At 71.1% G+C, this 16,617-nt stretch carries 16 protein-coding genes; 9 read left to right on the plus strand and 7 right to left on the minus strand.

Annotated features, from left to right (window positions below; translation table 11 throughout):
* Positions 1-44 precede the first annotated feature (44 nt).
* The 5 genes from LIV37_RS19035 (at position 45) to LIV37_RS19055 (ending at position 5,036) form a co-directional block, all read left to right on the plus strand.
* Complete coding sequence (locus LIV37_RS19035; RefSeq protein WP_020868737.1) at positions 45-1,001, plus strand: SPFH domain-containing protein; 957 nt, start codon at positions 45-47, stop codon at positions 999-1,001.
* Entirely contained in the window at positions 998-1,297 is a 300-nt protein-coding gene (locus LIV37_RS19040) for a type II toxin-antitoxin system antitoxin (RefSeq protein WP_020868738.1), read from the plus strand. The genes LIV37_RS19035 and LIV37_RS19040 overlap by 4 nt, the downstream gene beginning before the upstream one ends.
* An 87-nt stretch (positions 1,298-1,384) precedes the next feature.
* Positions 1,385-1,909: a PadR family transcriptional regulator gene (locus tag LIV37_RS19045; RefSeq protein ID WP_020868739.1), complete on the plus strand. Its 525-nt coding sequence runs from the start codon at positions 1,385-1,387 to the stop codon at positions 1,907-1,909.
* On the plus strand, positions 1,906-2,592 hold the full coding sequence (locus tag LIV37_RS19050; RefSeq protein WP_020868740.1) for an ABC transporter ATP-binding protein: 687 nt from the start codon (positions 1,906-1,908) through the stop codon (positions 2,590-2,592). The genes LIV37_RS19045 and LIV37_RS19050 overlap by 4 nt, the downstream gene beginning before the upstream one ends.
* Positions 2,589-5,036, plus strand: a complete 2,448-nt coding sequence (locus LIV37_RS19055; RefSeq protein WP_373920635.1) for an ABC transporter permease — start codon at positions 2,589-2,591, stop codon at positions 5,034-5,036. The genes LIV37_RS19050 and LIV37_RS19055 overlap by 4 nt, the downstream gene beginning before the upstream one ends.
* Before the next feature lie 63 nt (positions 5,037-5,099).
* On the opposite strand, the gene LIV37_RS19060 is transcribed toward LIV37_RS19055, so the two are convergent.
* A complete protein-coding gene (locus tag LIV37_RS19060; protein ID WP_020868742.1) occupies positions 5,100-6,056 on the minus strand; it encodes a hydrogen peroxide-inducible genes activator in 957 nt (318 codons plus the stop codon).
* Positions 6,057-6,194: 138 nt separating this feature from the next.
* Here LIV37_RS19060 and LIV37_RS19065 point away from each other — a divergent pair, with 138 nt between their 5' ends.
* Together LIV37_RS19065 and LIV37_RS19070 are read left to right on the plus strand one after the other, a co-directional pair.
* Positions 6,195-6,749 (plus strand): peroxiredoxin, encoded by a 555-nt coding sequence (locus tag LIV37_RS19065; RefSeq protein ID WP_020868743.1) that lies wholly within the window; start codon positions 6,195-6,197, stop codon positions 6,747-6,749.
* 11 nt (positions 6,750-6,760) lie between these two features.
* The gene (locus LIV37_RS19070; RefSeq protein WP_020868744.1) at positions 6,761-7,300 is read left to right on the plus strand and encodes an alkyl hydroperoxide reductase; all 540 of its coding nucleotides are present in this window, start codon (positions 6,761-6,763) and stop codon (positions 7,298-7,300) included.
* A 100-nt stretch (positions 7,301-7,400) separates the two neighbouring features.
* Here LIV37_RS19070 and LIV37_RS19075 read toward each other — a convergent pair whose 3' ends face one another.
* The 5 genes from LIV37_RS19075 to LIV37_RS19095 all read right to left on the minus strand — a co-directional run bounded on the left by LIV37_RS19075 (position 7,401) and on the right by LIV37_RS19095 (position 13,772).
* A complete protein-coding gene (locus tag LIV37_RS19075) occupies positions 7,401-8,933 on the minus strand; it encodes an AI-2E family transporter (RefSeq protein WP_185057978.1) in 1,533 nt (510 codons plus the stop codon).
* Positions 8,934-9,077: 144 nt separating this feature from the next.
* Positions 9,078-9,794, minus strand: a complete 717-nt coding sequence (locus LIV37_RS19080) for an aggregation-promoting factor C-terminal-like domain-containing protein (RefSeq protein ID WP_020868746.1) — start codon at positions 9,792-9,794, stop codon at positions 9,078-9,080.
* A 428-nt stretch (positions 9,795-10,222) separates the two neighbouring features.
* On the minus strand, positions 10,223-11,560 hold the full coding sequence (locus LIV37_RS19085) for a PhoH family protein (protein ID WP_020868747.1): 1,338 nt from the start codon (positions 11,558-11,560) through the stop codon (positions 10,223-10,225).
* Between the two features lie 396 nt (positions 11,561-11,956).
* A complete protein-coding gene (locus LIV37_RS19090; RefSeq protein ID WP_020868748.1) occupies positions 11,957-12,718 on the minus strand; it encodes an isoprenyl transferase in 762 nt (253 codons plus the stop codon).
* A 307-nt stretch (positions 12,719-13,025) separates the two neighbouring features.
* Positions 13,026-13,772, minus strand: coding sequence for a prepilin peptidase (locus tag LIV37_RS19095; RefSeq protein ID WP_121824757.1), 747 nt, complete (start codon positions 13,770-13,772; stop codon positions 13,026-13,028).
* Between the two features lie 84 nt (positions 13,773-13,856).
* Between LIV37_RS19095 and LIV37_RS52600 the strand changes: the two genes are divergently transcribed.
* A complete protein-coding gene (locus LIV37_RS52600; protein ID WP_121824756.1) occupies positions 13,857-14,390 on the plus strand; it encodes a DUF192 domain-containing protein in 534 nt (177 codons plus the stop codon).
* A 105-nt stretch (positions 14,391-14,495) separates the two neighbouring features.
* Positions 14,496-14,918 carry a cold-shock protein gene (locus LIV37_RS19105; RefSeq protein WP_020868751.1) on the plus strand — a complete coding sequence of 141 codons (423 nt, stop codon included), beginning with the start codon at positions 14,496-14,498 and terminating at the stop codon, positions 14,916-14,918.
* A gap of 112 nt (positions 14,919-15,030) precedes the next feature.
* Here the strand turns inward: LIV37_RS19105 and LIV37_RS19110 are convergent, their stop codons facing one another.
* The gene (locus LIV37_RS19110) at positions 15,031-16,293 is read right to left on the minus strand and encodes an SLC13 family permease (protein ID WP_121824755.1); all 1,263 of its coding nucleotides are present in this window, start codon (positions 16,291-16,293) and stop codon (positions 15,031-15,033) included.
* Positions 16,294-16,617 lie beyond the last annotated feature (324 nt).

Genomic DNA, 16,617 nt, shown 5'->3' on the forward strand with positions numbered 1-16,617 from the left:
ATCACTTTGCTAGACGCACCAACGAATGAAGCGGGGAGCCCTCCATGTCCGACGCCACCTCAACCGACGGCATCACCGACCAGGCCGACATACCGTCCCTCCCGGAACCGCGGGTCCGGGAGCGGCCCGCGCGCAACGTCAGCGGCGGGCTGGCCCTGCTCGGGGGCCTGGCCGGACTCGCGGGCGGCGTCGGGCTGATCCTCGCGGGCGCCGCCGTCGCCACCGAGCACAAGGGCGCCTGGTCCACGCTGCTGATCGTCTCCGGCATCGTGGTGATCATCGCCGCGATCCTCACCATGTGCGGCCTCAACACCATCGCGCCCGGCGAGGCCCGGGTGGTCCAGCTCTTCGGCCGCTACCGCGGCACCATCCGCACCGACGGGCTGCGCTGGGTGAACCCGCTCACCAGCCGCGAGAAGATCTCCACCCGGGTGCGCAACCACGAGACCGCGGTGCTCAAGGTCAACGACGCCTACGGCAACCCGATCGAGCTCGCCGCGGTCGTCGTCTGGAAGGTCGAGGACACCGCCCAGGCGATGTTCGAGGTGGACGACTTCCTGGAGTTCGTCGCCACCCAGACCGAGGCCGCGGTGCGGCACATCGCCATCGAGTACCCGTACGACGCCCATGAGGAGGGCGCCCTCTCGCTGCGCGGCAACGCCGAGGAGATCACCGAGAAGCTCGCGATCGAACTGCACGCCCGGGTCGAGGCGGCCGGGGTCCACATCATCGAATCCCGCTTCACCCACCTCGCCTACGCCCCGGAGATCGCCTCCGCGATGCTCCAGCGCCAGCAGGCGGGCGCCGTGGTGGCCGCGCGCCGGCAGATCGTGGACGGCGCGGTCGGCATGGTCGAGGCGGCGCTGGCCCGGATCGCGGAGGAGGAGATCGTGGCGCTGGACGAGGAGCGCAAGGCCGCGATGGTCAGCAATCTGATGGTGGTGCTCTGCGGGGACCGCTCCCCGCAGCCCGTTCTGAACACCGGCACGCTGTACCAGTGACGGACGAGAGCGGGCGCAAGGCACGGCAGCCGCGGCAGCGCAAGCAGATGCTGCTGCGGCTCGACCCGGCCGTCCATGACGCCCTCGCGCGCTGGGCCAACGACGAACTGCGCAGCGCCAACGCGCAGATCGAGTTCCTGCTGCGCAAGGCGCTCGCGGACGCGGGCCGGCTGCCCGGCGCGGCGCGCCCGATCCCACGCCGGGGCCGTCCGCCGCGGCGGCCCGACGGCGGCGCCGAGGGCGCGGACCCCTCCGAGGACCCGGAGGGCACCGGCCGCGAGCCGAACCGGCCCTGACCTTCGCCACACCCCTCTGACCTGCGGTAACGCGCACATCAACGCAGCTATACACTCCAGGTATACGCATGGTGTAGAGTGCTGGGCATGTCAATTGGCCACACCCTGCTCGGACTCCTCGAGGGCGGCCCGCGCCACGGCTATGACCTCAAGCGAGCCTTCGACGAAAGATTTGGACACGACCGCCCGCTGCACTACGGGCAGGTCTACTCGACCATGTCCCGGCTCCTGAAGAACGGCCTGGTGGAGGTCGACGGCATCGAGCACGGCGGTGGCCCGGAGCGCAAGCGCTACGCCATCACCGACGCGGGCATCACCGATGTGGAGGGCTGGCTCACCCAGCCCGAGAAGCCCGAGCCCTACCTCCAGTCGGTGCTCTACACCAAGGTCGTCATCGCCCTGCTCACCGGGCGGGACGCGGCCGACCTCCTCGACGTCCAGCGCGCCGAACACCTGCGGCTGATGCGCGATCTGACCCAGCGCAAGCGCGGCGGCGACCTCAGCGACCAACTCATCTGCGACCACGCCCTCTTCCATCTCGAGGCCGATCTGCGCTGGCTGGAACTCACCGCCGCCCGCCTCGGCCAACTCGCCAAGGCGGTGCGTTCATGACCCCGGCAGGCTCCTTGCTGATCGCCACGTCCCTGCACAAGACGTACGGTCACACCCCCGCCCTGGACGGTGCGGACTTCTCCATCCACCCCGGCGAGGTCGTCGCCGTCATGGGCCCCTCCGGCTCGGGCAAGTCGACGCTGCTCCACTGCCTGGCCGGGATCGTGAAGCCGGACTCCGGCTCCGTCCACTACAACGGGCGCGAGCTGACCGCCCTGTCGGACGCCGAGCGCAGCGGTCTGCGCCGCGGCGAGTTCGGCTTCGTCTTCCAGTTCGGTCAGCTCGTCCCCGAGCTGAGCTGTGTGGAGAACGTCGCGCTGCCGCTGCGGCTGAACGGCACCAAGCGCAAGGAGGCCGAGGCTCGGGCGTCGGCGTGGATGGAGCGGCTCGAGGTCGCCGATGTGGCGCACAAGCGGCCCGGCGAGGTCTCCGGCGGTCAGGGGCAGCGGGTCGCCGTCGCCCGGTCGCTGGTCACCGGCCCGCGGGTGCTGTTCGCCGACGAGCCGACCGGTGCGCTGGACTCGCTCAACGGGGAGCGCGTGATGGAGCTGCTGACCGAGGCCGCCCGGGAGTCCCGTACCGCCGTGGTACTGGTCACCCACGAGGCCAGGGTCGCCGCCTACTCCGACCGCGAGGTCGTCGTCCGCGACGGCAAGGCCCGCGATATGGCAGGGGTCCGATGAGCGGCCAGGACGCCCCGAAGGGTCCGATGAGCGGCCAGGACGCCCCGGCGGAGGAGCCCCGCTCCCGCGTCTCCGTCGCCCGCTGGGCCGCCGATCTGGCCATGGGCGGCCGGTTCGCGGTCACCGGCGGCCGGGAGAGCTGGGCCAGGACGATCATGACGGCGGTGGGCGTCGGCCTGGGAGTGGCGCTGTTGCTGCTGGCCTCCTCCGTCCCCAACATGTACCAGCAGCGCAACGAACGGGGCGACGCCCGCTCCTCGTTCACCCCCAGCGGCGAGGTGAAGCCCGGCGCCGACACACTCCGGCTCGCCAACGCGGGCACCACCTTTCGCGACCAGGACATCACGGGCGAGGTCATGGCCCCCGACGGCGACGGCACACCGCCCGTGCCGCCGGGCATCGACCGCATCCCGGCCGCCGGTGAGATGTGGGTTTCCCCGGCGCTGAAGAAGCTGCTCGAATCCGACGAGGGCAAGCTGCTCCGGGACCGTTTCCCGTACCGCACCATCGGGGTGATCGGCGACAGCGGCCTGTCCGGCCCGTCCGATCTCGCCTACTACGCGGGGATCTCCCAGAAGGCGTTCGGCCACGTCAACTCCAGCTATCACATCGACCACTGGGGCCTGACGAAGCAGAAGGACGCGGACGAGCCCCTGGACCCCGCGCTGCTGCTGCTGATCATCGTGGGCTGTGTGGTGCTGCTGCTGCCGGTGCTCATCTTCATCGCCACCGCGGCCCGCTTCGGCGGTGAACGGCGCGACCGGCGGCTGGCCGCGCTGCGGCTGGTCGGCGCGGACACCCATATGACCCGGCGGATCGCCGCCGGTGAGTCGCTCTTCGGCTCCCTCTTCGGGCTCGCCGTCGGCGCCGGACTGTTCCTGCTGGCGCGGGAGATCATCGGCAGCATCGAGGTCTGGGACATCAGCTTCTTCACCTCCGACATCGTGCCGAGCGCCCCGCTCGCCCTGGTGATCGCGGCGGCCGTGCCCGCTTCGGCCGTCATGGTCACGCTGATCGCCCTGCGCGGTATCGCCATCGAGCCGCTGGGCGTGGTCCGCAACGCCAAGCCCAAGCGCCGGCGTCTGTGGTGGCGACTGCTGCTGCCGCTGCTGGGCCTGGCCCTGCTGCTGCCGCTCGCGGGCGGCTTCGGGGCCGGCAGCGGCGGCGGTGGCGACATGAAGGCGTACCAGGCCGCGGCCGGTGCCGTCCTGCTGCTCATCGGCATCACCGCGCTGCTGCCCTGGGTCGTCGAGGCCGTGGTGGAACGGTTCGGCGGCAGGGGCTCGGTGCCCTGGCAGCTCGCCACCCGCCGGCTCCAGCTCAGCAGCGGCACCGCCTCGCGCGCGGTCAGCGGCATCACGGTCGCCGTCGCCGGGGCCATCGCGCTCCAGATGCTCTTCGCCAGCGTGGGGGCCCAGGACCGCGAGGACACCGGCCAGGACCCGAACCGCGCCCAGCTGATAGCGAACGTCCCGGTGAGCGACGGCGACCAGGCCCGCGACGCCTTCGCGCGGTACCGCGCGACCAAGGGCGTGCGCGATCTGCTCGGTGTCACCGAGGACTACGTCTCCGATGTGCGCCACAGCAAGGACGACCCGACGTCGGTTCCGGAAGAGGCCATCACCGTCGCCGATTGCCCCACGCTCCGCGAGGTGGTCCGCATCACCAGCTGCAAGAACGGCGATGTCTTCCTCATCGATTCGCAGGACTACTACGGGGAAGGGAAGGGCTTCGTCAAACCAGGCGCCAAGGTCAACCTCGCCTACCGCGACGACGGTACGCCTGACCTGCGCAAGAAGAAGCTGTGGACGATCCCCGGCTCGGCCACGAAGGTGAAGCCCCGGCAGGACCCGGTCGGAGGCGAACGCACCGGCATCTTCGCCACCCCCGGCGCCTTCGACGTCGCCGATCTGCCGGGCCCCGAGGCGGCGGCCATGATCCGGCTGGACCCGAAGGTCCCGGACGGCGTCGAGTACGTGCGCAACACCAGCATGGCGCTCTCCCCGGCGATGGATGTCATGCAGCTCTCCAGCACCTCGCAGTCGGATGAGTTCCAGGTCATCCGCAAGGCCCTGTTCATCGGCGCCACCGCGACCCTGCTGCTCATCGGGGCCAGCATGATCGTGACCACTCTGGAGCAGCTCCGCGAGCGCAAGCGGCTGCTGTCCGTCCTGGTCGCCTTCGGCACCCGGCGCACCACGCTCAGCTGGTCCGTGCTGTGGCAGACCGCGGTCCCGGTGGTGCTGGGCCTGGCGCTGTCGATCGCGGGCGGGCTGGCGCTCGGCGTGATGCTGCTGAAGATGGTCGGCCAGCCGCTGGCCGTGGACTGGTCCGGGCTCGGCACCATGACCGGCATCGGCGGCGGGGTCATCCTGCTGGTGACCCTGGTCAGCCTGCCGCCGCTGTGGCGGATGATGCGGCCGGAGGGTCTGCGGACGGAGTAGGTCCCTCCGCTGACTGCCATCGGGGGCCGTTCCCATCCGCGGGAACGGCCCCCGATGGCATGTTCAGCGGGCGACCCGTACCGGCAGCGGCCGCAGCGCCTCCCGCAGGGCCTCCGCGAACGCCTCGAACTCCTCCGTGCGCGCCGCGCCCGCCCGCATGGCCAGGGCTATCCGGCGGGCGGGCGCCGGATCGGCGAAGTCCCCCGTGGCCAGGTGGTCGTTGCGCGCGGTCTCCACCCGGAGCGCGGTACGCGGCAGCAGCGTCACCCCGAGCCCGCCCGCGACCAGCTGCACCAGGGTGGAGAGCCCGGCGGCGCTGGTGGTCACCGGAGTGCCCTCGGTGCGGCCGGCCTCACGGCAGATGTCCAGCGCCTGGTCCCGCAGGCAGTGGCCCTCGTCGAGCAGCAGCAGATCCAGCTCCTTGAGCGCCTCGCGGGGGATGTCATCGCGCCCTCCCAGCCAGTGGTCCCGCGGGGTGACCAGCACGAAGTCCTCGTCGAACAGCGGCATTTCGACCACCCCTGGCGCGCCGAGCGGCACCGCGAGCAGCAACAGATCCAGACGGCCGTGGGCCAGTCCCTCCAGCAGCGAGGCGGTCTGCTCCTCGTGCACCTGGAGATCGAGCCGGGGGTAGCGCTGTTGCACCAGCCGCAGCACGGTCGGCAGCAGATACGGCGCCACGGTCGGGATCACCCCGAGCCGCAGCACACCCGTGAACGGCGCCCGGGCCGCCTCGGCCTCCTCCAGCAGCTCCCCGACCGCCTCGAGCACGGTGCGTGCACGGACCGCCAGCCGCTCCCCCGCCGGACTGAGCAGCACCTTGCGCGTCGTACGCTCGAGCAGCTGGACACCGAGTGCCTCCTCAAGCGCCGCGACGGCGCCCGAGAGCGCGGGCTGGCTCATCCCGATGGCGGCCGCGGCATCGCGGAAGTGCAGCTGCTCCGCGACCGCGACAAAGGCCCTGAGCTGGGAAATGCTCGGCTGGCGCGGTTTGCCGGGCGATGTGGGTGATGCGGCCACTGATAGCCACCTCCAATCAACCCCACCGAGTGTAGCTATTTCACTGATCAATGCACTCTGTGCCAGGGTGGAGCCGTCCAACCCCAGGAAAACCCGGACGACCGGGTCTTTCCTATGCGAAAGCTGCAAGGAGTACGCGTGCTCACCGTCGGTGACAAGTTCCCCGAGTACGACCTGACCGCCTGCGTGTCGCTGGAGAGCGGCAAGGAGTTCGAGCAGATCAACCACAAGACCTACGAGGGCAAGTGGAAGATCGTTTTCGCGTGGCCGAAAGACTTTACTTTCGTGTGCCCGACCGAGATCGCGGCCTTCGGCAAGCTGAACGACGAGTTCGCCGACCGTGACGCCCAGGTCCTGGGCTTCTCCGGCGACTCCGAGTTCGTCCACCACGCCTGGCGCAAGGACCACCCGGACCTGCGCGACCTGCCGTTCCCGATGCTGGCCGACTCCAAGCACGAGCTGATGCGCGACCTCGGCATCGAGGGCGAGGACGGCTTCGCGCAGCGCGCCGTCTTCATCGTGGACCAGAACAACGAGATCCAGTTCACCATGGTGACGGCCGGTTCCGTGGGCCGTAACCCCAAGGAGGTCCTGCGGGTGCTGGACGCCCTGCAGACCGACGAGCTGTGCCCCTGCAACTGGAGCAAGGGCGAGGACACCCTGGACCCGGTGGCCCTCCTCTCCGGAGAGTGAGCTGATTCGCCATGGCACTCGATGAGCTGAAGTCCGCGCTGCCGGACTACGCCAAGGACCTCAAGCTGAACCTCGGTTCGGTGATCGGCAACTCGGAGCTTCCGCGGCAGCAGCTGTGGGGCACCGTGCTGGCCTGCGCGATCGCCTCGCGTTCGGCGCGCGTGCTGACCGAGCTGGAGCCGGAGGCCAAGGCCAACCTCTCGCCGGAGGCGTACACCGCCGCCAAGTCGGCGGCCGCCATCATGGCGATGAACAACGTCTTCTACCGGACCCGGCACCTCCTGTCCGACCCGGAGTACGGCAACCTGCGCGCGGGGCTGCGGATGAACGTCATCGGCAACCCGGGTGTGGAGAAGGCCGACTTCGAGCTGTGGTCGCTGGCCGTGTCCGCGATCAACGGCTGCGGAATGTGCCTCGACTCGCATGAGCAGGTGCTCCGCAAGGCGGGCGTGGACCGCGAGACGATCCAGGAAGCCTTCAAGATCGCCTCGGTGCTGCAGGCGGTCGGCGCCACCCTGGACGCCGAGGGCGTCCTGGCCGCGGGCGGCTGACCTCGGTCACATCCGAGCACGTAGAAAACCCGAAGGGCGCCCCACCGATCGGTGGGGCGCCCTTCGGCGTTCGTTCATCGGCCCATGGCACCGGACCGGATCATCGGTCCCCGCCCTCCCCGGGCGGCAGACCCGGCGGCGCGGTGGGCGCCGCACCGGAGGCAGTGGCTCCGTGCGGGCCCGGGACGGCGCGCAGGGCGTTCTCCTGGCTGTAGCCGCGCAAGTAGACGACGACCGTATTGGCGACCGCCACCAGCGGAACGGCCACCACCGCGCCGCCGATACCGCCGATCAGCGAACCGGCCGCGACCGAGAGCACCACGGCCAGCGGATGGACCCGCACCGCCCGGCCGAGGATGAACGGCTGGAGCACATGGCCCTCGATCTGCTGCACGGCGAGCACCACGATCAGCACCATCGCCCCCGTGAAGACGCCCTGGGTGACCAGCGCCACGACCACCGCGAGCGCACCGGAGACCACCGCGCCCACCAGCGGGATGAAGGCGAAGAGGAAGATGAAGACGGCCAGCGGCACGGCCATCGGCACATCGAGGAAGAACAGACCCACGCCGATGAAGATCGCGTCGATCAGCGCCACGATCACCGTGCCGCGCACATACGCGGTCAGCGTCGACCAGGCGCGCGGGCCCGCGCCCGCCACGCCCTCGCGGGCCTGGGCGGGGACCAGCTTGAGGGTCCAGTTCCAGATCTTCGGGCCGTCGTACAGCAGGAAGAGCGTGGAGAACATGGTCAGCAGGATGCCCGTCAGCACCTCGACGACGACCGTGACGCCCTCCAGCCCCGCCGAGGTGATCTGCTCGGTGTTGGCGCCGACCGCCTCGCGCAGGCTCTTGGCCACGTGGTTGATCTGCTTCTCGGTCACATGGAACGGGCTGTGCAGCAGCCAGCGCCGCAGATCGTCGATACCGGCCTGGACCTCGCCCGAGACCTCGTCGACGTTCTCCATGACCTGCCAGACCACGAACCACACGACCAGGCCCATGACGACGAAGCCGGCGATGAAGGTGAGCGCGGTGGCCAGCCCGCGCGGCACACCGCGCCGGCGCAGCCGGGTGACGGTGGGCTCCAGCAGCGCGGTGATGAGGATCGCGACGGTGAAGGACAGCACCACCAGCTGGACGGAGCTGATGACCCGCATGAGCACCCACACCGTGCCGCCGAGCACCAGCAGTCGCCAGGCCGCCTCGGCTGCCACGCGGACGCCCCAGGGCACGGCGGCCACCGGATCGGGTCTGGCGGAGACGGCGGGGGCGTAGGCGGGCGGGGCGGGCACACTGGCCGGCTGCTCCGGCCGGGCGGTTTCGCCCTCCCCCGCGGCGCCCTCGGGGCTCTCGGGGCGCTCCGGGGTCTCGGGGCCTTCCGGGCTCTTCCGGCCCGCGGCGCCCTCAGCGCTCTCGGCACCCCGCGGGCGTTCTTCGGATGGTCCGGGCCCCGGTCCGGGCCTCGGTTCAGATCCCCGTTCGGGCCCCGGTCCGGGCCCCGGTGGCGTCCGCGGGCCGGTGTCGCCGTCGCCCTCGCGCCCCCGCATCTCGGCCTGTTGGGATTCGAGCCGGTGGGCGAGCCGGGTAAGTCCGGTTCCCAGCCTGCCGACCCACTGCGGCAATTTGGACATTTCTCGTTTCCTACCCCCAGTTTCCCCCTAGGCCGTCAAGGAGACGTTACCTGCCGAGGATGCGCGAAACCCCCGACCTTGGCCGGGGGTTTCGTGAAGCGTTCGATCCTGTGCCGCTACCGGGCGGGGCCCGGTGGAACCGGCTCAGTAGTGGCCGTTGGCCTGCCAGAACGACCAAGCGTCACACGGGCTGCCGTAGCGCTCGTTCATGTAGTTCAGGCCCCACTTGATCTGGGTGGCCGGGTTGGTCTGCCAGTCGGCGCCCGCCGAGGCCATCTTGCCGGCCGGCAGCGCCTGCACCAGACCGTAGGCACCCGACGACGGGTTGGTGGCCTTGTAGTTCCAGGTGGACTCGTGGTCCACGATGTTGCTGAAGCACTGGAACTGGCCACTCGGCACGATCTGCCGCGCCATCGCCTGGACCTCGGAGATGGTGTACGAAGCCTGCTGGGGGAAGCTGGAGGAGTCACGCGTGGCCGAACGGCTCGCGACCTCCTTCTTCTCCTTCGCCTCGCGCTCCTTGGCCAGCTTCTCGGCGGCTGCCTTGTCCGCGGCGGCCTTCTTGGCCTTCGCGTCCTTGGCCGCCTGCTTGCGGGCTGACTCCTCGGCGGACTTGCGCGCCTCCGCGTCGGCCGCGGTGGACTGGACGTCCGCCTGCTGCGTCAGGGATGCGGTCTGCGCGACGGCCTGCTGCCCAGCAGGTATGTCCGCAAGGAGCGTCGAATCGGCGGCGGTCGCCTCGATCGGGTCGGACGAGCCCTGCTGCTGCTGTCCGCCCGCGGCGACGCCGACGACGGCGCCCACAGTGGTGACCGCGGTGGCCGAAGCCACTGCGAATCCCCGGACCGAAATCCGGCTCACTCGGTTTCCTTCCAGCATCGCCCGCTTAGGTGACCTCGCGGGCGCAATCGTGCCCCTGGCGCTGTCCTCCCCTTGTTCCGTCCCCGGTGGTGCGATGGGGTCGACTGGTCACGGGAGGCACGGGCCCGGTGGGGATCTCCCGCGGGAGATCCTCGAGGTGCTCGGGCGGCATACGGCGAACGCTGTTTAGTTCTGATACTGCTGTTGCTCGGTACCGCTGGGGGTACTGGTGTGCCGTATGCGGGGCCTGACAGAACCCACACACTGCCGGACGCGGAGCCCCCTAGGCAATTCCCCGCCAGGTGTGAAAGCTCACATCCTGTTTACGCCCTAGGGTTTCTGGAAATCCCCGCGCACCAAGACGCCGCGCGGCTAAGCTCATTGGCCTTTCCGCGCGGCGCCCTGTAGCCGCAAACGACTCAACCAGCTCAGATGTGGCTGTCCTCCAGCATTTCGGTCACCAGCGCCGCGATCGGCGAACGCTCGGAACGGGTCAGGGTGACATGCGCGAACAGCGGATGCCCCTTCAGCTTCTCGACCACCGCCACCACACCGTCGTACCGCCCGACGCGGAGGTTGTCCCGCTGCGCCACATCGTGGGTGAGCACCACCCGGGAGTTGGCGCCGATCCGGGACAGAACGGTGAGCAGCACGTTCCGCTCCAGCGACTGGGCCTCGTCCACGATGACGAAGGCGTCATGGAGCGAGCGGCCACGGATGTGCGTCAGCGGCATCACTTCCAGCATGCCGCGCCCCACGACCTCCTCGATCACCTCGGCGCTGGTCACCGCGGACAGGGTGTCGAAGACCGCCTGTGCCCAAGGGCTCATCTTCTCGGCCTCGGTGCCGGGCAGATAGCCCAACTCCTGGCCACCCACCGCGTACAGCGGGCGGAAGATCATCACCTTGCGGTGCTGACGCCGCTCCAGCACGGCCTCGAGACCCGCGCACAGCGCCAGCGCCGACTTGCCCGTACCGGCCCGGCCGCCCATCGAAATGATGCCGACCTCCGGGTCGAGCAGCAGGTCCAGGGCGATGCGCTGCTCCGCGCTGCGCCCGTGGATGCCGAACGCCTCGCGGTCGCCGCGCACCAGCCGCACCTGGCCGTCCGGGGTGACCCGGCCCAGCGCGTTACCGCGCTCGGACTGGAGCACCAGACCGGTGTGCACAGGGAGTCCGGCCGCCTCGGGGACGTACGCCGTCTCGGCGGCGAACAGGTCGTCCACCTGTTCGGCCGGGACGGCGAGCTCCGTCATCCCGGTCCAGCCCGAGTCGGTGATCGCCAGCTCCGCGCGGTACTCCTCGGCGAGCAGGCCCACCGAGGACGCCTTGATGCGCAGTGGCAGGTCCTTGGACACGACGGTGACGTCGTACCCCTCGGCCTGCAAGTTTCTGGCGACCGCGAGGATCCGCGAGTCGTTGTCCCCCACTTTGCCGCCGTGGTTCCGGAAGGCGGCGGGGAGGATGCCCGGGTCGGAGTGGTTGAGCTCGACACGCAGTGTGCCGCCCAGTTCCCCGATGGGGATCGGAGCGTCCAGACGGCCGTAACGGATGCGGTACTCGTCCAGCAGGCGGAGCGCCTGCCGTGCGAAGTACCCGAGCTCCGGGTGGTGCCGCTTGGCCTCCAGTTCCGTGACCACCACGACCGGCAGCACGACTTCGTGCTCGTCGAAGCGGGCCATGGCATTGGGGTCGGCCAGCAGGACGCTGGTGTCGAGGACATAGGTGCGCCGGTCGTGCTCGCGGCGTTTCTTGCTGGTCACCACGGGTGGACGAACCCCCTCGGGAGAGGTTGGGGTGCGACGGCGTCGCGGGAGTGAGGTATCCCCGCCGCAGACGGGGAACGGACCGGGCTCAGGCCCCACTGGGAGGGCCGAGCGCCGGCCCTCCGCGTCATACGCACGATCCGCACAGTCGTCCGTGTGCAAAGGGCCTCCCGGGCGAACGGCCCGATGCCGTCCGCTGGCAGTTCGACGCCCAACTGGACAGGTGGGACAGGGCGTCGACCTGGAAGGGATATTCCCTCGAACGTGCGGGGGCATGCAACGGCATATGACGGCGCGGATATGAACGTTGTGAAACCGGCGTGCCACACGGCCCGGGGCCGGACGCCGGGCGGCGTCCGGCCCCGGGCCGGTGAACTGCGGTACTACTAACGGGAACTAGTTGCCGTACCTGCGATGACGGGCGGCGTAGTCGCGCAGCGCGCGGAGGAAGTCGACCTTGCGGAAGGCGGGCCAGAAAACTTCACAGAAGTAGTACTCCGAATGGGCACTCTGCCACAGCATGAAGCCCGAGAGCCGCTGCTCACCGCTGGTGCGGATCACCAGGTCCGGATCGGGCTGCCCGCGGGTGTACAGGTGTTCGGAGATGAGGTCGATGTCGACGACCTCGGCGAGCTCCTCGAAGGAGGTGCCCTTGGTGGCGTGGTCCAGCAGCAGCGACCGCACCGCGTCGGCGATCTCCTGCCGCCCGCCGTAGCCGACGGCCACGTTGACCAGTATTCCGTCGATGTGCTCGGTGTCCCGCTCGGCCTCCTTGAGGACCGTCTGGGTGCGGGAGGGCAGCAGATCGCGGTTGCCGACGTGGTGCACCCGCCAGCGGCCGTCGGCGGCCAGGTCGCGGACCGCGCCCTCGATGATGCTCAGGAGCGGTACCAGCTCCTCCTCGGGGCGGTCCAGGTTGTCGGTGGAGAGCAGCCAGAGCGTGACGACCTCGACGTCCGTCTCGCTGCACCAGCCGAGCAGCTCCTGGATCTTGCTGGCGCCGGCCTTGTGGCCCTGCTCGGCGGTGCCGCCGGCGGCGCGGGCCCAGCGGCGGTTGCCGTCGAGGATGACTCCGATGTGCTTGGGCACCTGGTCGTGATCGAGGCGGCCTTCCACCCGGCGTGCGTAGAGCCCGTACACCAGGTCGCGCAACTTCACGTCTTCCAGCCCCTCAGTGCTTCACATGGCTCGCCATGGCAGTCCGCCCCAAGGCCGACACCCTACTGCGGGGCGGGGGGACTGGCTAACCGGGGCGACCGAATGATCGCATCCCGTCACGCTTCGTAGCCGATCGTGTGGGATACGTGCCGCCCATTTGAACCCCAGAAGCCCGAAATGGACCCGAAATAAAGCGGGCCGGTCCGTGGGGGGGAGTACGGACCGGCCCGAGGGGGGGTTTCCACCATAACGCTTCGTGAGGGGATGTCCATGCATCTCGGCGGGGCGGGCCCGCCGCGCCGAGATGTCATCCGGCGCCGAGCGCCCCCAGCACCAGTCCGGCGCCCGCTCCAAGGATCATGAACGGGCCGAAGGCCATCGCGGTCCGGCGCCCGGCCCGCCGGGTCAGCACCAGGCCCACGGCGCAGCAGGAGCCCAGCAGCAGCCCGGCGAGGGCGCCCACGAAGAGCACGTCCCAGCCGTACCAGCCGAGGGCGACCCCGAGGGTCAGCGCGAGCTTGACGTCGCCGAACCCCATCCCGCTCGGGCTGATCAGGAACAGCACCAGATACGCCCCGCCCAGCACCACGCCACCCAGCAGCGCCCGCGGCCAGGACCCGGCGCTGTGCGGAAGCAGCGCCGCCGCGCCGAGCAGCGCCGCGGCGCCGCCCGCCATGGGCAGGGTGAGGACGTCCGGCAGCCGGTTGACCGCCAGGTCCACGGCCGTGAGCAGCACCCCGAGCGGCACCAGCAGCAGCCACACGGCCAGCTCGGGGCGCGCGCCGACGGCCGCCGCCAGCCCCGCGCACACCAGCGCGGTGAGCACGGCGGCGAGCACCGGGCCGGTCCCGTAGTCCCGCTCGCCGTCCCGGCAGCCGGCGCAGCGGGCGGGGCCCAGCCAGCCGCGCGCCGGGCCGGTGAGCGCGTGCCCGCGCGGACAGGCGCCGCGCCAGGGCTCCTCCGGCTCGACGGCCAGCCGGTAGAGCGGGCGCGGTACGAGCAGCCCGGCGGCCGCGCCGTACGCGGCGGCCAGCACGATCAGCAGCGGTTGCACGGGCCGAGCCTACGGAAGCGCCCGCCCGGTGGAACACTGCCGGGACGGGCGGACGGCGTGGAACGGGCGAAGGGGGCGCGGGTCATGGGCCGCTGGCGGGACGGTACGGGGACGCTGCGCGTGGTGGGCGGCGCGGACGGCGGCCCGGGCGGCGGCTCGAACGGCGCGAAGGAGGACCCGGGGGGCGTGGCGGGCGGCGCGGGGCGTGCGGGCGGCGCGGGAGGTGCGGGCGGCGCGGGAGGTGCGGGCGGCGCGGGAGGTGCGGGCGGCGCGGGAGGTGCGGAGAGCATTCCGCTCACCATCGCCGCCTCCTACCGCGCCCGCGCCCGCGGGCTGCTCGGCCGGGACGGGCTGACCGGAGCGCTCCTGCTCACCCCCGCGAGCGGGGTGCACACCTTCCGGATGCGGTTCGCCATCGACGTCGCCTATCTGGACCGGCGGCTCACCGTCCTGGACGTCCATACCCTGCGCCCCGGGCGGCTCGGACGGCCCCGGCTGCGGTCCCGCCATGTGCTGGAGGCGGAGGCGGGCGCGTTGGAGCGCTGGGGCGTGCGGCGGGGCGTGCGCATCGTGATCGCCCCCGGCCCTTCAGCGCCGCCGCCTCCTTCTGTACGCTGACGTCTCGGTGCCATGGTTGGGGCATCCTCGATCGGTCAATGGTGGGGACACCCTCGATCGCGGTCGAGATCATCGAGGTAGAGGTATAGGGGTAGGGGTAGCACGGTGACGACCACGGGCAAGATTCTGCGTTTCGACGAGTTCCGCGGCTACGGCTTCATCGCACCGGACGACGGTGGCGAGGACGTCTTCATGCACGCCAATGACCTGCTGGACGAGAAGCACCTGTTCCAGCCCGGGTCCAAGGTGCGGTTCGTTCCCGAATACGGCGACAAGGGGCCCAAGGCCTCCGAGGTGCGCGTTGTCGAACGCGCCGCGCCGGTCGAACGCGCCGCGCCGATCGTACGGCCCTCCGCCGGTCCGGACGGCGACGACACCATGTGCGATGTGCTGTCGGCCGCCGAGTTCCGGCAGGAGCTCACGGAGGCGCTGGTCGAGGTGGGCGGCAGTCTGACCGCCGACCAGATCAAGCAGGTGCGCAGGCGGGTCATCGAGATCGCCCAGGCACACAACTGGATCGAATCCTGACAGCAGGCTGAGGGGCCGCCGCCGCGACGAACCGTCGCGGCGGCGGCCCCTCGGCTTTCGGTGCGCCTCGGCTCGGCTCTCAGCGAGCCTCAGCTTCCGGTGACGGAGAGCCTCAGCTTCCGGTGACTCTCAGCATCGCCCACATCGCCGCCGTCGCGGCCACCACGGTCGCCGGTGCGGTCAGCAGCCCCAGGCGGGTGAACACCCCCAGGTCGGAGCCGGTCTCCGGGTCGTGGCGGTGGACTATGCGCCGCCACAGCAGGGTGGCCAGGGAGCCGACATAGGTGAGGTTGGGGCCCAGGTTGACGCCGATCAGCACGGCGAGCACGGGCCCGGGGCCGCCCCCGGAGGCGATCGGCAGCAGCGCCAGCACGGCGGGCAGGTTGTTGATCAGGTTGGCCAGCACCGCCGCGACCGCCGCGATCCCCAGCAGCGCGGGCAGGCTCGCCCCGGTGGGCAGCACCTGCCCCAGCGCCCCCTGGAGACCGCCCGCCAGCACGGCCTGGACCACCACCCCGAGCGCCAGCACGAACAGGCAGAACAGCGGCCCGGTCGCGCCGATCGCCTCCCTTACGGTCGCCCGGCGGCGCCGCAGCGCCCTTACGGTGAGCACGAGAGCACCCGCCCAGGCCGCCCACTGGGGGTCCAGGCCCGCCAGCGAGGTCCCCACGAACCCGGCGAGGGTCAGCAGCAGCACGGTCACCGCGAACACCGGCACCCGGGGCCAGTCGGCGGGCGGGGGCTCGCTGGTCCCGGCGGCCAGATCGTCGGCGAAGAAGCGGCGGAAGACCAGGTACTCGATGCCGATGGTCACCACCCAGGCGGGCCCCATCAGCACGGCGAACCGGGTGAAGGAGACCCCGCCGGCCTCCAGGGCGAGCAGATTGGTGAGGTTGGAGACCGGGAGGAGCAGGGACGCCGAGTTCGACAGATGCGCGCAGGCGTACACATGCGGCCGGGACCGCGCCCCGAGCCGGGCCGCCGTGGCGAACACCACCGGCGTGAGCAGCACCACGGTGGCGTCCAGGCTCAGCACGGCGGTGACGGCGGCCGCGACGGCGAACACCCCGCCCAGGAGCCGGTCCGTACGCCCCGCGCAGGCCCGCGCCACGGCCTGCCCCGCCGCCTCGAAGAGCCCCTCGTCGGCGCACATCCGGGCCAGCAGCAGCACGGCGGCCAGAAAGCCCACGACGGGCAGCAGCTCCCGGGCCTCCGCCCAGGCCCCGGCGGGCGAGACCGCCCCGATGGCCACCACGATCCCGGCGGCAGGCACCGCCGCGACGGCTTCCGGCAGGCCCCGGGGCCGTACCACCGCGAAAGCCAGTACGCCGAGAAGCAGGGCGACGGCAAGGGTCTCGGCGACGGCGGTACTCAGAACAAACTCCGGCGAAGGGTGCGATCAACACACCCATGATGCGGCATCGGGCGCCGCGGCCACGCCCGGCCGGTTCGGGCAGGCGGCCGACGGGGCATGACGCCTGCGGCGCGCTGCTTTCCCCTCCCCGCCCCTTCCCGATACCAGGGGCTCCGCCCCTGGACCCCGGACCGGGACCCGGGCGAAGCCCCACCGCGCGGCGGAGCCGCATACCGATGCCACCGGAAGGAACGGAACCCCCGTCCGGGGTACAGGGGCGAAGCCCGGTCCGGGGTCCAGGGGCGTGGCCCGGTCCGGGGTCTGGGGCGGAGCCCCGCCCGGGGT

Source organism: Streptomyces rapamycinicus NRRL 5491 (assembly GCF_024298965.1).
GTDB lineage: Bacteria > Actinomycetota > Actinomycetes > Streptomycetales > Streptomycetaceae > Streptomyces > Streptomyces rapamycinicus.